Source organism: Nitrospirota bacterium, assembly GCA_016214845.1.
GTDB lineage: Bacteria > Nitrospirota > Thermodesulfovibrionia > UBA6902 > UBA6902 > SURF-23.
The window spans coordinates 25,844-40,308 of record JACRMS010000006.1 but is presented as its reverse complement, the minus strand read 5'-3'; the positions used below and the strand labels follow the sequence as shown (position 1 = coordinate 40,308).

Genomic DNA, 14,465 nt, shown 5'->3' with positions numbered 1-14,465 from the left:
GCACCTCCGGAAATTACAGTTCCGAAAAGATTGCCAATATGCTGACTTATATTCAAGTCGACACCATGAAAATCATGGGAAAAGTTTTTTGTATTCATATTGTTATGAATGATTCTCATAATATTAACCGGACACTACTGAACCAATCTTTTATTTGAAAACGCGCAATGGGCATTCTTCACAGCGCGGTTTCGGTTTGCAATAATGCTTGCCTGCCATTACAAACAACGCGTGATATTCATTGAACAACTTCACATCAGCCGGCAGGTTATTGTGAAAAAGTCCCTGAAGCTCATGATATGTCGCCTTCTCCGATGCAAGCTTGTGCCGGCTGAGCACCCTTTTTGTGTAGGCGTCAATAACGAATACCGGTTTATCAAGCGCGTAAAGGAGAATGGAATCCGCGGTTTCCGGGCCGATGCCGTTTACCTCAAGGAGCTGGCGCCTGAGCGCGTGGACATCTTCTCCCCTCATACTCTCTACCCTGCCTTTATAATGATCTGAAAGGAAGGAAAGGAAATGCTTCAGCCTTTTTGCCTTGATATTGAAATACCCGGCTGGCTTTACAAGTGCGGCAAGCTCTTTGTGAGGCATTTCATGAAGGGCCCTTGCGTTCAGTACCTTTTGCTTCTTTAAATTGTTTATCGCCTTTTCCACGTTTCCCCAGTTAGTATTTTGCGTGAGGATGGCGCCTACCGCTACTTCAAAAGGCGTTTCCCCCGGCCACCACTGCTGAGGGCCGAAGGCCTTGAAGAGGGCGCGGTAGATATCGGCAAGAATTATTTTGTAGGATTTTATTTTCTTTTTCATTTTTAAAGGAACTGGATTCCCGCCTTCGCGGGAATGACGATTAGCGCAGGCTTAATCCCGCCCCTACCCCTAACTGCTATCTACTAACTTCTGTTCTTTATCCCGGAGGCCAATGCATTGTCCTTCCGCCAAGAAGGTGAAGGTGTATATGAAAGACCGTTTGCCCGGATTCACGGTTGCAGTTCATGAGGAGCCTGAAACCCCTTTCGGCGACATTCCTGTCCTTCGCGATTTTATTTGCAACCTGAAACATGTACCCGATAAGTTCATTGTCCTCAGGTGTTATTTCAAGGGCGGTGGATATGTGTTTCTTCGGTATCACGAGGACATGCACGGGTGCCTGGGGATTTATGTCTTCAAAGGCAAGGACGCGGTCATCTTCGTAAACTGTCTTTGCCGGGATTTTTTTCTCAATGATCTTACAGAACAAACAATTCATTTACCGGTCTCCTTAATTTTTGTTTCATTCGTTAACCACAGAGACACGGAGGCACGGAGAAAGACAATAAAATAATCTTTATGTTTATATGGTTATTTTTCTCTGTGTCTCAGTGACTCAGTGTTTATAATAAGTTGTTTTCAACTTAAATACGAAAGAAAGTAAATTTTCAATTATAAGTATAGTTATACGGAACAAATTTTAAAAGGGTGGGAAATGAAAAAGCAGATAAGATTCTGGACATTCATCCTTCGTAGTACTACGGAGAACGGAAGCCGGAATGACAGCTTGAGGCGTTAACCAACTCCCGTGATTATGCAGTTCAACAGCTTGCTCAGCTCTTCGATCTCGTAAGGCTTGGTGATGATGCCGCAGAAGCCGTGCTTACTGAAATCGGACAACACGGTATCAGTGGAGTAACCGCTTGATGCGATCGCCTTGACAGCAGGGTCCAGCTCGCGGAGTCTCTTTATGGTCTCCTGCCCTCCCATACCGCCGCGAATGGTCAGGTCCATCATTACCACATCAAAAGGTTTTAAAGATCCTTTTGCCTGCTGGTAAAGCTCGATGGCCTCAACTCCGTCTTTGGCAAGCACGACTTCGTAACCAAGCTGCTTGAGCATCTTTCCGATGGTCGTAAGCACGGTGTCATCATCGTCCATCAGGAGCACCCTTCCTTCCCCTTTAAGGATTTTCTCCGTCCTTCTGTCGGCGAGTGACAGTTCCCCTTTGACCGCCGGCAGGTAAATGTAAAAGGTGGTCCCGGCGCCCACGTCCGATTCCACGCCGATATATCCGTAATGGTTTTTAATAATGGAGTATGTACTCGCAAGTCCAAGGCCGCTCCCCCTCTGTTTTGTTGTGAAATAGGGGTCGAATATCTTGGGGATATAATCTTTTGGAATGCCGACCCCTTCATCTTTTACGGTTATCAGAATATGGTCCCCGTTAGGAATTGGCAGTTTGCTCTGCGTCCCCAGGACCACATTCTCGGCCTTTATGCAGATGGTCCCGCCTTTGGGCATTGCCTGGATGGCGTTTATCACTAGGTTATAGATGACCTGGTTCATCTGTCCCTCGTCGATCTCGACCAGCCACAGGTCATCAGGTATAAGAAATTCGCCGTTTACATTGGAGCCTTTTAACGCGAAGCTCGCGGAATCTTTCAATTGGTCTTTAATAGATGTTGTCTTTTTAATCGGCATCCCGCCCTTTGAGAAGGTGAGAAGCTGGCCCGTCAGGTCCTTTGCGCGCCTGCACGCGTCTTCCGCGTCAGCAAGCACTTCATAGATGTTCTCATTTGTATTGGCGGATATCTTGGCGAGCTTAATGTTCCCGACAATTGTAGTCAGTATGTTATTAAAGTCATGGGCTATGCCGCCTGCCAGAATCCCTAACGACTCCAATTTTTCGATTTTCAGTTGTTCATCCTCAAGTTTTTTACGCTCGGTTATGTCCCTGCAGACCCCCTGCTCTCCCTCGACGCTCCCCTCTTTGTTCAGATAGAAGTGAGAGTTGATGCTGACAATGATGGTGCTCCCGTCGCCTCTCCGAAGCTCTGCCTCAAAATTTGTGACCTTGCCTTTATTCGATAACCCCTGTAGCAAAAACTGTCTTTTATTCGGATATGCAAAGAACTCTGAAAAATCGTGTCCGATCAGGTCATCGGTAGATTCATATTTCAGCATCTTTGCCGCTGACGGAGAGACCCAGATAATACGGCCTTCCTTATCAGTGCGGTAGAAAACATCCTGCATCTGGTTAAAAACCGACTGCAGTTTCTCTTCGCTTTCGCGCAGCGCCTCTTCCGTCTGCTTGCGGACTTCCATCTCCTGGCGGATCTTTCCGTATCCGTCCTTGATGGCGGTGCTCATGGTGTTGAAATGTTTCGCAAGCTCTCCGAACTCTGTTTCATCTTTGTATGAAGTTGTGGAGCCGAACTCTCCGGACGCAATAAGCCTTGTGGCGTTTACAAGCTCGTTTATGGGGTTTGTAATGGATTTGGTCAGATTAACGGCAACCATGACACCGAGGAAGAAAGTTACCAGGACTGTGATCAGGAGCATTATCTTTACATAACTCAGCCTTCTCATTGCGTCCTTGGTCAGATCTTCAAGGCTTTTACTCGCGCTGTGAGACATCTCTCCAGTGAGAGAGAGGAGGGTTTTACCTATTCCGACAGCGTCCGATTTGAGCTTCTCCATTCTTTCCGCGTTCGCAGACACCGTGATGTAATAGCTCAAGGAATTTCTGTAGTTTTCAATGAGCGACTTAACATTTTCTATGCGTGACAATAGGCGCTGGGGGTGATGGCAGGAGGTGCATTTCTGAGCCGTATTTTCAAGGTCAGCCGCCTCATTGACAATAAAATCAAGCTCATTGGCGTACGGGGTATTAACGGTGTAGAGGTCTGTCTGAACATTCTGGATTTTTATTATCAAAGACCGCCTGAGCTGCTCCACCTCCTGCAGGGTGACAATATTTTTCAGCTCCGCTATATTGCTTGACATATACACGGCGGCTATCACTGTGCCGACAGTGAAGAACAAAAAAAGGGCAAATAGCGATAAGATAATTCTCTTTCTCATTTAACTAATACTACTTATTATCGTATTCGTAATTCACGGTATTTATCCCGGCCTCTTCAGCCATTTTTAATACCGGCTCATAATCGCTTTCTTTAGTCTCGATAAAACGCAGTGCGCCGAAATTTTTCAGGACTTCCTTGCCGTCCGGGTCGCTGTCCATGTCAAGCAGGGCTCGCTTGATGTCGGACTTGACCCCAAAGGGGATATCTTTTCTCAGCCCGAGGCCGTTTGAAGGCACATCAGGTGATCTTGCAAGTATGGTCAGATTTTCTTTTATCTCCGGATTTTCCTTGATAAGCCTGTCAAGCATGCTGTTTTTTGCACAGCCGATATCGGCTTTTTTATTAACGACCGCGTATATAGCGGCATCGTGGCTGCCTGCAAAATAATATTCCTTAAAATAACCGTCTATGTTTTTTACGCCGTGCTGTTTGAAATAAGCCTTCGGGAAAACATATCCTGCTGTTGTTGCCTTGTCAACAAAAGCAATCGTCTTGCCTTGCATATCGGCAACGTCTTTGATGACGCTGAATTTATGAACAAATATGAGGCCGTGATAAGTTGAATTACCGTCAAGGTTAACAGGCCTTGCAAGAAATTCGATATTCAGCTTTTTAATCGCCATTGCGCCGGTGAAACTTCCCCAGAACGCGCCGTCCATTTTCTTTTTGTAAAAATTCTCAATGATATTGCCGTACCTTGAAAGGACTGTGAACTTAATTCTCACGCCGGTTTTCTTTTCTATATAAGCTCCGAGCGGTTTGTATCTCTCCAGCTGCTTAAAAATGTTTTGCTCAGGGATGAGGCCAATGGTCAATTCAGCCGCATATGACAGTCCTGAAAATGCGAGAACAAGCAAAATAACGAGCAAACTCCGGACTGCCGCTTTATACCAGTTTAGGGGGATTATGTAATGATTGATTGCAGGCTTGTGATGGTTTTTTACTGCAAAGGGTAAACGTTTCATGAAGTATTACCTTCCCTTTATTTTTAAATTATTTCATTCCTTGAAAATGGATGGCTTCAATCTCTTCATACCTTAATAAATGATGACGTCAGGACCCTCATGGGAAAAATCTGACTATGGTTTACCTTAAATTTATAGCAAAATGTGAAGAAAAATCAAGGAAAATGGAAATCGAGCGGCAAGGTGGTATAATATCTGCTCATGACTAAAATTCATCTCATAGGAATCGGTTATAAACCGCTTGATAAAAAGGCAACGGAAGCGATTTTAAGATCGGATGTCATCCTCGCAAACAACCGGCTCCTTGAGGTCTTCAAAGAGTATAGTGAATACGAAAGCGTAAAGGGCCGGGTCAAGGTTTTGGGAAGCATTCATGAAACCATGGAATATCTCAAAGCACAGAAGACAGAAGACAGAAGACAGAAGACAGAAAAAAGATCACGGAAAGCCCCCGAATGCCGAACTCCGGGTTTGGAATCAAAGAACATTTCTCTTCTCGCTTCAGGCGACCCGATGCTCTTTGGCATCGGAAGGTTAATTACAGAGGTATTTAATAGAGATGCAGTTGACGTTTACCCCGACCTTTCAAGCATTCAGGTCGCATTCTCAAGGATAAAAGAAACATGGAGCGGCGCTTTTTTAATGAGCGTACACGGGGGACCTGACCCGACAAAACGAAGGAAGCTTGAATATGAAATTGCCGACATTCCCCATCTGCTTGCAACGCACAACAAACTTGCCATCCTGACCGACCGGGAGAATAACCCTTCAGAAATTGCAAAAGCAATTTCTGGATCTTCCGCCCTCTGCCCTCTGCCCTCTGCTCTTAAAATGTACGTCTGCGAAAGACTTGGCTACCCTGTCGAGAAGATTGTCGAAGGGACCCCTGAAGAGATCGCAGTGCGTTCTTTTGAACATCCGAATGTGGTTGTGATAATAAACAGCAAAGAGCATAGAGCAAAGGGCATAGAGCAAAGAACCCCGAATTCCGTACCTCTAATCCCTGATCCCCAATCCCCAACCCCCATCTTTGGTTTAAGGGAAGACGAGATCCTGCATTCAAGGGGGCTCATTACAAAAAACGAGGTGAGGTCTGTTGCATTACACAAATTGAGGTTCCCGCAAAAGGGCGTGTTCTGGGACATCGGCGCTGGTTCAGGTGCTGTATCCATGGAGGCCGCGAGGCTTATACCGGCGTTAAAGGTTTTTGCCGTCGAAAAAGACGAAGAGCAGATAAACAATATCACCGCTAACAAAAATAAATTCAATACCATGAACATCGAGATCGTGAAAGGAGATGCGCCTGAAGCCTTGAAAGGGTTACCTGCCCCGGACAGGGTTTTTATCGGCGGCAGCAGCGGGAAGCTTGAAAAAATAATAGACTCTATTCTCACCGCTCGCCGCTCGTCACTTATTGTTGTTATAAATGCAACTACGATTGAGACGTTAAATGAGGCGATGCAATGTATGGAGAGGAACCATTTCAGCGTGGACATCAGCGAAGTATCGGTATCACGGTCAAAGATGGCCGGGAATAAAAGGCACATGAGCGCACTTAACCCGGTTTTCATTATCACAGGAGAAAAGGACTGAAATGCCAGGTAAACTTACTGTAATCGGCGTTGGCCCCGGAGACCCGGAGCTGTTGACGATCAAGGGATTAAACGCGCTGAAAAATACAAAGGTGATCTGTGTTCCAAAGGGCAGGGAAGAGGGCAGCAGCCTCGCCCTTTCGATTGTGAGAAAGATCGTTAACCTTGACGGCAAGGAAATTATCGAAGCATATTTCCCGATGGTTAAGACCAGAACACAGAAAACAGAAGACAGAACACAGAACACAGAACACCGAACACAGACAAAAGACGGGCTTGATACAAGGTGGAATGCGACAGTTGAAACTATTTCTGACAAGTTAAAACATGGCAGCGACGTTGGCTTTATTACTCTCGGCGACCCGACGATTTACAGCACCTTTTATTATTTATATGACAAACTCGTTGAACTGCAGCCTGATCTGAATATCGAGATAATCCCCGGGGTCTCTTCCATAACCGCGTCCGCTGCAAGGGCAAAGATATCTTTAGGGCTCGGTGATGAAAAGATCGCCATATTGCCTGCAAATTATATGGGCAATCTCAAATCAACATTGGAAACATTTGATACAATTGTGCTCATGAAGGTCCATAAGGTATTTGCTCAGATAGTGGGGCTGCTGCAGGATATGAACTTGCTTGATAAAGCCGCTTACATTGTGCGGGCGGGCATGGATGAAGAAAAGATATTCAGGAACATCAAAGATGTCAGGCAGGAGGATTTGAATTACTTCTCTATGGTGATTATAAGAAAATGACCCATGATGATCTGATTTACTTTAAAAACTGGTTTTCTATTTACACGAAATCTTTTTATTCATCCAATGAAGAAGACCAGAGAAATATCATGCTCAAAGTAACGCATACTCACAATGTCTGCAAAAACATTATTGAGATAACAAAGGATTTGTCTATCTGCGATAATGAAAAACTCCTCGCGGAAACCGTCGCGCTGTTCCACGATATAGGAAGGTTCCCGCAATACGCAAAATACAAGACCTTCAAAGACGCGGCTTCCGTCAGCCACGGACGTTTAGGGGCCAAGACCCTGATCGGGGAAAGAGTCCTGCAGCGCATTCCTGCGGACGAACAAGCTTTAATAATAAACGCGGTGAGATTCCACGGCGTACTATTGATCCCCAGCGTAATGGATGAAAAAACCATATTCATGCTGAAGCTGATACGCGATGCTGACAAACTGGATATACTGCGTGTGTTCATAGAATTCTACGAAGCGCCGGAAGATGAAAAAGCATCAGCTACAGCTCACGGGATGCCGGACACGCCGGAGTATTCTAAAGACATGCTGCAAAGTATACTTGAAAGAAAAATAGCGTCATATTCAAAAGCGAGAAACCAGAATGATTTCAGGCTCATGAAACTCTCGTGGGTCTATGATCTGCACTTTCAGGCCACATTCAGATTACTGCAAGAGCGTGACTGTATAAACAGGATCGCGCGAAAAATGCCTCAGACAGATGAAATACTTATGGCAATAAAAAAACTTCAGCAATACATATCTGAAAGGGTTCAGGTTGTCCATGCAAAATAAAATTTATTTTATCGGAGCGGGCCCCGGTGACCCGGAGTTAATCACCGTCAAGGGGAAAAAGCTCATTGACGCTGCTGACGTGGTTATTTACGCCGGAAGTCTTGTCAATCGCGTATTGCTTGACGGGATCAAGGCGGAGATACATGATTCATCCGGCATGACGCTTGATAACATAATAGCTCTAATTAAAAAATCCTTCGATAACGGAAAACTCGTTGTCAGGCTCCACACAGGCGACCCCGCCTTCTACAGCGCGATATCAGAACAAATAGAAAAACTGCGTGCGTTGAATATCCCCTACGAAGTCATCCCCGGCGTTTCCTCCGCCTCGGCAGGCGCGGCAGCGCTAAGGCAGGAGCTGACCATTCCTGAGATAAGCCAGACAGTGATCTTCACGCGCATTGAGGGAAGGACCCCTGTGCCTGAGAAAGAAAGGATCGGGGAGCTTGCAAAACACGGCGCTTCAATGGTGATATTTTTAAGCGTCGGTATGATTGAAAAAGTGAGAGATGAATTACTTCAGGGTTATTCTGAAGACACGTCGGTTGCAATAATTGAAAAAGCATCCTGGCCTGAGCAGAGGGTTTTCCGGGGAACACTGAGAAATATTGTTGACATTGTTAACGAAGCAGGCATAAAAAAGACCGCATTAATTTACGTGGGTGACGCGCTCAGGGCGTCTGAGGAACAACTGAAAAAAGAATCGAAACTCTATCACAAGGATTTCAAGCATGAGTACAGGAAGTAAGAAAAGAAGTCAGAAGTCAGAAGTCAGAAGTAACCCCCCCATCCCCCCCTTAAATAAGGGGGGGCAAAGGGGGGTTATTGCAATTCTATATATCACAGACAACGGCCATACGCTTGCTCAGGAGATCAGGAAACTTTATCCTGATGCGCGGGTTTTAAAATTTAAGGCAGATGCCGTATCCAATATCTGGGAGAAAAATAATGCGCTCATCTTCATTATGGCTTCGGGTATTGTCGTTAGGAGCATCGCCCCTTTGATAAAAGATAAAAAGACCGATCCCGCAGTTGTTGTCCTTGATGAAAAAGGCAGATATGCCGTCAGCCTCTTAAGCGGTCATCTCGGCGGGGCAAACAAGCTTGTAAAAGAGATCGCAGATTTTCTCAAGGGTGCGGCAGTCATAACGACCGCGTCTGATGTGCAGGGGAAGGTTTCACTTGACCTGTGGGCTAAAGAGAATGATCTTTACATAGAGGATTTCGAAAAACTAAAGAAGCTCAGTTCAAAGATCGTTAACGGCAGGAAGATCAGGGTCTGGTCAGCCCATACGATAGAGATGCCGGATGAATTCACTACTGTTGATTCAGCAAAGGATGCCGAATTGATCATTTCTCATAAGCTTGCGAGATCGAATGCGCTTTTCCTGCGGCCCAAGACGCTTGTCGCAGGCATCGGCTGCAATCGCGGGACTTCTGCGGCAGAGATTGAGAGTGCAATAAAGAAAGTTCTGCTGAAGAAAAAGCTGTCTTTCCATTCAATAAGAAATCTCGCCACGATTGACATTAAAAAAAATGAGAAGGGCTTAGCGGACTTCGCCGGTGAAAACAAGCTGGATATTCAATTCTTCTCAAAAGAAGACTTGAACAGTGCTGTATCAGCGCTTGATCTTGCACAATCAAAAACCGTTGAGGCTGCAACCGGCGCACTGGCTGTCGCAGAGCCTGCCGCGCTCCTTTCATCAGGAGCCGATACATTGCTTGTACCAAAACAGAAGACCGGTAATGTGACAGTTGCGGTAGCTGAAGTCCCAACCCCCAACCCCCAACCCCCAACCCCTAAGCTTTTCATCGTCGGAACCGGCCCTGGGAATATCGAGCACATTACCCCGCGCGCGCAGGAAGCGATAAGCCAATCGGACGTTATCGTCGGTTATGGAACATACCTTGACCTGGTCCCTGAGTTGATCAAAGGCAAAAAAGTCGTTTCTACCGGTATGACAAAGGAAGTGGACAGATGCAAAAAGGCTGTTGAATTGGCATTGCAGGGGAAAACCGTTGCCGTCATCAGCGGCGGCGACCCCGGCATTTACGCAATGGCCGGGCTGGTGTTTGAAATCCTCAGAACACAGAACACAGAGCACAGAGCACAGACAGAAGATTCACAATTAAAAATTCAAGGTTCAATATCCGGTAGCCACTCGTCACTATCTGTTGAAGTCATTCCCGGCATATCCGCGTTGAACGCCTGTGCCGCGCGGCTCGGCGCTCCTCTCATGCACGACTTCGCTTCAATAAGTCTTTCAGACAGATTGACCCCCTGGGAGGTTATTGAGAAGCGGCTTGAGGCGGCGGCAGCGGCTGATTTTGTTATCGCGCTTTATAATCCAAAGAGCAAAGGAAGGCAGGAACACATCAACAGGGCGCAGGAGATAATCCTGAAACACAGAAGTCCTGAAACCCCTGTTGGAATAGTTAAAGGCGCGATGAGAGAGAATGAGGAGATCGTAATCACGGACCTGCAAAATATGCTCGGCCACGACATTGATATGCAGACAACCGTGATAATCGGCAATTCAAAAACATTTGTCTGGAACAACCGGATTATTACGCCAAGAGGGTATGAGAAAAAATTCGAAATTTAAAATTCAAAATTCAAAATTAATCCAACCCCTGACCCCCAATCCCCAATCCCCAATTGTCGCCTTTCTCTGGGATGAATCCTTTCTCTGGGGGTTGATGGCGTATAAGGCCCTGATCTCCGCGGACCTGCCATTTGAACTTGTCCGGTCGGAAGATATAAAGAACGGCAAGCTCGAAAACTATAAAATGCTATTTGTCCCCGGGGGATGGGCCTCGAATAAATTAAAATCCCTCAGAGACACCGGTGTCAGCGAGATAAAAAAATTTGTAAACGATGGAGGAAACTATCTCGGCTTCTGCGGCGGCGCGGGCCTTGCCACACTTGACGGCATCGGGCTTTTAAATATCAAACGCAAACCAACAAGAGAGAGAGTCCCAAGCTTCAGCGGAAGGATCAGTATAAATACAAATGAACACCCGATATGGAATGGGATAACGACAGCACTCAGCAGTCAGCGATCAGCAGTCAGTAAAAAACTAACCCCTAATTCCCAACCCCTAATCCCTGTTTTTCACGCCTGGTGGCCCTCGCAATTTGTAGTTGACAATGATTCCATAAAAATACTCGCTTCATACGGTAATGCCTTGCCTGACGCATTTAGTTCAGACCTGAATGTCGGAGATGTTGAAGCTAATCAAAACTGGCAGGAACTTGAAAAGGTCTACCGGATAAATCTCGACCCCAAGAGATTGCTCAATGAGCCAGCCGTTGTTGAAAGCAGTTATGGAAAAGGGAAGGTGATTTTATCGCTCATCCACTTTGATACGCCGGGAGATGTAGACGGGCAGCAGGTGCTGAGAAATTTATGGGCGTACCTTGAAGGACAGAATACAGAATACAGAACACAGAACACAGATATAAAACAGAAGATAGATAAGTGTAGTCTGTGCTCTGACATCTTTGCTCTTTGTTCTGATTTAATCTCTCTCGGGGAGAGGAACTTTCTCTGGTTCTGGAGAAATCCCATGCTGCTTCAATGGAGGCGCGGCGTCAGGGGACTTGAGTATTGCACGTTGTATATGATGATGAAAGAGATTGAGGAAATCATTTGTAGGGGCGATTCGCGAATCGCCCCTACGCAGAATATTACACACGTTAAACAATTGCTGATTCCTTTCGTGGAAAAGGCAAAACGGCTTCTCATCCTTGAACGTCATGCCTTGCAGAAAGGTCCTATCTCTTACGAAAGATGTGATGACCCGGAGGTCCAGAAGATCAGGGCAGAACTATTCTCCGGATCCAAGAGCCACGGAGGGATGTTCAAAGAACTTATAGACGAAGTGGACAAACTTTTATACACATTATTGCCAAGCTCATCCAAACAGCAGGCATAGACGCCTTCAAAAGCTCTATCTGCACACACCACCCTCAGGCTTGGGCGGGCACAGGCTGCACATATATCGGAAGCGATGCCTCCTGCCTGCCGTCAACAGCAAGGTCTATGGAGTATTCGCCGTACTTCGGGAATTTAAGTCCCTGCAGATTTAAAATCATATTTGCCGACATTGAGGTAAGCGCCTCCCTGAACTGAATATTCACCCCGGCGTCAAGAGGAGGGATGACCGCCTTACCGTCTTCATCAACGATATTGATCCTGACCTTATGCGCGCCTTCTTCTATTTTCGTAAACCTCAGCCTCAATGCTACCGCGCACTGCGGATGCACTGCGGGGATCTGCCTGGTCCAGATCGCATCAAAAGTACCCAGTATATTCAGCTTGCCGTGATAATCCGTGGCAGCATCGCAAAGCACAAAAAGTTCAACCTTCATTTATTTCTCCTATGTGTCTTTTCATGAATTCAATTTATCTATTCGTCATTCCGTCAGCCTTAAGCCGGAATCCAGTGTCACTATTTCTTTATGATCTCTTCAACCGCAGAGATGATCTGCTTAACGTCATTGGCCGAGACCCCTGAGAACCAGATCTTCTGAGGGTATATCATTACATTTGGGCCTTCTTCGCATGGCCCTAAACAACCGCTCTGCGAGACCCTGACCTGTTTCTTCCAGCCCCTGACGGCGGCCTCTTCCTTTAAAAGTTTTCTGACGAGCTTGCTGTCATTCCCGCCGCACGATTTTTCTCCTTCGCCGCGGTCATGTGTGCAGACAAAGATATGACAGACAAACGGGGTTTCCTTCACCTTGGCCATAGGCTATAAAATATCATACCTTGCCTGTTTAAACAAGAATGCATTTGCTGCGTTCATAGGGTTTTCATGAGAAGACGCTTAGATAATTATGCGGCCCGGCATCAACAACCTTTTCCTGTTTAAACCCGTAGGGTGAAACGACCTTCTCCAATTCTTCAGGCGAAAGCCTGATAGCGGCAGGCGGCCCGGGCGGACCTTCGATCTTTTTGAATTCTATGATCACAAGCCTTCCTCCCGGCTTCAATACCCTTGCGGCTTCCCTCAATGTCCCGTCATGAACATTTACTTCGATCAGGTCATGAAGCACAGTTGCCATCAATACGATATCAATGCTCTTGTCTGCAACGGGAATATGTTTGCTCACATCGCTGAGGACCGGTTTGATATTCTTAATGCCTTTTTCCGCGATACTCTGCTTCAATGAATTGATCCCATCTTCCCAAAGGTCTACGGCATATATCACGCCTTCCCTGCCGATGATCTCAGAGGCCGCAATAGAATACCTGCCGACACCGCAGGCGACATCAAGCATCGCGGTGTCCTTCTTCAGATCAAGTTCAGCAAAAACCTTCTTCTGGTCCACAAGATCAAAACTGCTCTTGCCTGCTGCAATAGGATGGTCATGCATTGGGGATTATCCTAAATATGAAATTTGCCACGAATGTACACGAATTAACACGAATAATCTGCATCCAGTTTACAAAGCTTGTGGTAGTCATGTTCTTTAAAGATGTCTTTCCGGCTTGTCCGGAATCGCTCAGTACACTCTTCTAAACTTATGCACTATTGCACAATGGTTAGGCGTCGTCTGAATCATTTGGGTTATTACTTGGTCCTTTGAGTCCTCTTAATTGTTCTTTAAGTTGTCTTATAGCTTCTCGTAAGGCAAGTATTTCATTCCAATCATCAGGAAGGTCCTTTAATTGTTTGTTTCTCTTAGTTATTAGATCATCTTCCTCTTTTATTTCTTCACTAGTAACTTTAACTTTAAATGTTTTTAAACAATCTGAGAGCTTGCTATAAAGTTCAACCTTGCATTTCCTGCTAACTCTGTCTCTGAATTCCTGAAGAAGCCAATCATTAATAAATGTTTTATCGCCAAAAGTTACGCCATAATCTGTATCTCTTGATGCTATTAAAACATTGGCTTTCTTTTGTGATGCGATATAAATAATCCACTCCCAATTGAAAGCGTCACCAATGGTTGTATCATTTTTCTTGCGTGGTGGATAGCCAGCAAGAAAACGCCTTAACGCTTTTGGCCTAATCAACTTTCTTTCTTTTTTATCTCGTTTAAGGTTTAGGTCATCATCTTTCATAAATATTCTTTGAGCAACCTTGTAAACAGGATCGTGCTTAGTAGGATCCTGCAGTATTCTCTGCAATCTTAATTTAAGATTTTTTATTCTAGTTTGTGCACTCTTAATATCTGCTTGAAGTGCTTTTAATGACTTGTCTTCTGATAGTATTCCTGGTCGAGCTATCTGCTCTGGAGCTTTAAGATAGTTAATCGTATCTAAAATTATTGGTTGACGATTCTTCTTGAACTCCATCTCAACTTGCGAGGTTATTATAATATTATCTCTAATCGAATCTATATGACTTATCAAAGAAAGACCGATTTCGGTTTTTACGCGATAAAAATCTAAATATATATTGCTATCAATAAATAATAGTTTTTTCATTATGTATGACTAACAGATAATTGATTCTGATTAAGGGCGTTGTATGATTTTACAGAAGGATAAAATATAAAGGCAAT

At 45.3% G+C, this 14,465-nt stretch carries 14 protein-coding genes; 6 read left to right on the top strand and 8 right to left on the bottom strand.

Features of this window, described 5'->3' with window-relative positions; all coding sequences use genetic code 11:
* Positions 1–150: 150 nt before the first annotated feature.
* The 4 genes from HZB61_01850 to HZB61_01835 form a co-directional block, all read right to left on the bottom strand.
* Positions 151–810 (bottom strand): endonuclease III domain-containing protein, encoded by a 660-nt coding sequence (locus HZB61_01850; GenBank protein MBI5055350.1) that lies wholly within the window; start codon positions 808–810, stop codon positions 151–153.
* A 97-nt stretch (positions 811–907) separates the two neighbouring features.
* Complete coding sequence (locus tag HZB61_01845; GenBank protein ID MBI5055349.1) at positions 908–1,249, bottom strand: histidine triad nucleotide-binding protein; 342 nt, start codon at positions 1,247–1,249, stop codon at positions 908–910.
* Positions 1,250–1,545: 296 nt separating this feature from the next.
* On the bottom strand, positions 1,546–3,837 hold the full coding sequence (locus HZB61_01840) for a response regulator (GenBank protein ID MBI5055348.1): 2,292 nt from the start codon (positions 3,835–3,837) through the stop codon (positions 1,546–1,548).
* Positions 3,838–3,847: 10 nt separating this feature from the next.
* Complete coding sequence (locus HZB61_01835) at positions 3,848–4,804, bottom strand: phosphate/phosphite/phosphonate ABC transporter substrate-binding protein (GenBank protein ID MBI5055347.1); 957 nt, start codon at positions 4,802–4,804, stop codon at positions 3,848–3,850.
* Between the two features lie 201 nt (positions 4,805–5,005).
* Here HZB61_01835 and cbiE point away from each other — a divergent pair, with 201 nt between their 5' ends.
* The 6 genes from cbiE to HZB61_01805 are packed head-to-tail and all read left to right on the top strand — an operon-like array spanning position 5,006 to position 11,887.
* Entirely contained in the window at positions 5,006–6,397 is a 1,392-nt protein-coding gene (gene cbiE, locus HZB61_01830) for a precorrin-6y C5,15-methyltransferase (decarboxylating) subunit CbiE (protein MBI5055346.1), read from the top strand.
* Between the two features lies 1 nt (position 6,398).
* Complete coding sequence (gene cobI / locus HZB61_01825) at positions 6,399–7,154, top strand: precorrin-2 C(20)-methyltransferase (protein MBI5055345.1); 756 nt, start codon at positions 6,399–6,401, stop codon at positions 7,152–7,154.
* On the top strand, positions 7,151–7,948 hold the full coding sequence (locus HZB61_01820) for an HD domain-containing protein (protein ID MBI5055344.1): 798 nt from the start codon (positions 7,151–7,153) through the stop codon (positions 7,946–7,948). Before cobI ends, HZB61_01820 begins: the two co-directional genes overlap by 4 nt.
* The gene (gene cobM, locus HZB61_01815) at positions 7,938–8,696 is read left to right on the top strand and encodes a precorrin-4 C(11)-methyltransferase (protein MBI5055343.1); all 759 of its coding nucleotides are present in this window, start codon (positions 7,938–7,940) and stop codon (positions 8,694–8,696) included. Before HZB61_01820 ends, cobM begins: the two co-directional genes overlap by 11 nt.
* Entirely contained in the window at positions 8,680–10,554 is a 1,875-nt protein-coding gene (gene cobJ / locus HZB61_01810) for a precorrin-3B C(17)-methyltransferase (GenBank protein ID MBI5055342.1), read from the top strand. Before cobM ends, cobJ begins: the two co-directional genes overlap by 17 nt.
* Positions 10,532–11,887, top strand: coding sequence for a hypothetical protein (locus HZB61_01805; GenBank protein MBI5055341.1), 1,356 nt, complete (start codon positions 10,532–10,534; stop codon positions 11,885–11,887). Before cobJ ends, HZB61_01805 begins: the two co-directional genes overlap by 23 nt.
* A 34-nt stretch (positions 11,888–11,921) precedes the next feature.
* Here the strand turns inward: HZB61_01805 and HZB61_01800 are convergent, their stop codons facing one another.
* The 4 genes from HZB61_01800 to HZB61_01785 form a co-directional block, all read right to left on the bottom strand.
* Positions 11,922–12,323: a hypothetical protein gene (locus HZB61_01800; protein ID MBI5055340.1), complete on the bottom strand. Its 402-nt coding sequence runs from the start codon at positions 12,321–12,323 to the stop codon at positions 11,922–11,924.
* A gap of 80 nt (positions 12,324–12,403) precedes the next feature.
* Positions 12,404–12,703, bottom strand: a complete 300-nt coding sequence (locus HZB61_01795; protein MBI5055339.1) for a (2Fe-2S) ferredoxin domain-containing protein — start codon at positions 12,701–12,703, stop codon at positions 12,404–12,406.
* A gap of 64 nt (positions 12,704–12,767) precedes the next feature.
* Entirely contained in the window at positions 12,768–13,331 is a 564-nt protein-coding gene (locus HZB61_01790) for a methyltransferase domain-containing protein (GenBank protein ID MBI5055338.1), read from the bottom strand.
* Positions 13,332–13,500: 169 nt separating this feature from the next.
* A complete protein-coding gene (locus HZB61_01785) occupies positions 13,501–14,388 on the bottom strand; it encodes a DUF4935 domain-containing protein (GenBank protein ID MBI5055337.1) in 888 nt (295 codons plus the stop codon).
* Between the last annotated feature and the right edge of the window lie 77 nt (positions 14,389–14,465).

Bases quoted from the DNA above. Each gene is read 5' to 3' on its own strand.
- HZB61_01850 (MBI5055350.1), bottom strand. From the start codon at position 810: ATGAAAAAGAAAATAAAATCCTACAAAATAATTCTTGCCGATATCTAC.
- cobI (MBI5055345.1), top strand. From the start codon at position 6,399: ATGCCAGGTAAACTTACTGTAATCGGCGTTGGCCCCGGAGACCCGGAG.
- HZB61_01805 (MBI5055341.1), top strand. From the start codon at position 10,532: ATGAGAAAAAATTCGAAATTTAAAATTCAAAATTCAAAATTAATCCAA.
- cobM (MBI5055343.1), top strand. From the start codon at position 7,938: ATGCAAAATAAAATTTATTTTATCGGAGCGGGCCCCGGTGACCCGGAG.
- HZB61_01785 (MBI5055337.1), bottom strand. From the start codon at position 14,388: ATGAAAAAACTATTATTTATTGATAGCAATATATATTTAGATTTTTAT.
- HZB61_01845 (MBI5055349.1), bottom strand. From the start codon at position 1,249: ATGAATTGTTTGTTCTGTAAGATCATTGAGAAAAAAATCCCGGCAAAG.
- HZB61_01835 (MBI5055347.1), bottom strand. From the start codon at position 4,804: ATGAAACGTTTACCCTTTGCAGTAAAAAACCATCACAAGCCTGCAATC.
- HZB61_01790 (MBI5055338.1), bottom strand. From the start codon at position 13,331: ATGCATGACCATCCTATTGCAGCAGGCAAGAGCAGTTTTGATCTTGTG.
- HZB61_01840 (MBI5055348.1), bottom strand. From the start codon at position 3,837: ATGAGAAAGAGAATTATCTTATCGCTATTTGCCCTTTTTTTGTTCTTC.
- HZB61_01820 (MBI5055344.1), top strand. From the start codon at position 7,151: ATGACCCATGATGATCTGATTTACTTTAAAAACTGGTTTTCTATTTAC.
- HZB61_01800 (MBI5055340.1), bottom strand. From the start codon at position 12,323: ATGAAGGTTGAACTTTTTGTGCTTTGCGATGCTGCCACGGATTATCAC.
- HZB61_01795 (MBI5055339.1), bottom strand. From the start codon at position 12,703: ATGGCCAAGGTGAAGGAAACCCCGTTTGTCTGTCATATCTTTGTCTGC.
- cbiE (MBI5055346.1), top strand. From the start codon at position 5,006: ATGACTAAAATTCATCTCATAGGAATCGGTTATAAACCGCTTGATAAA.
- cobJ (MBI5055342.1), top strand. From the start codon at position 8,680: ATGAGTACAGGAAGTAAGAAAAGAAGTCAGAAGTCAGAAGTCAGAAGT.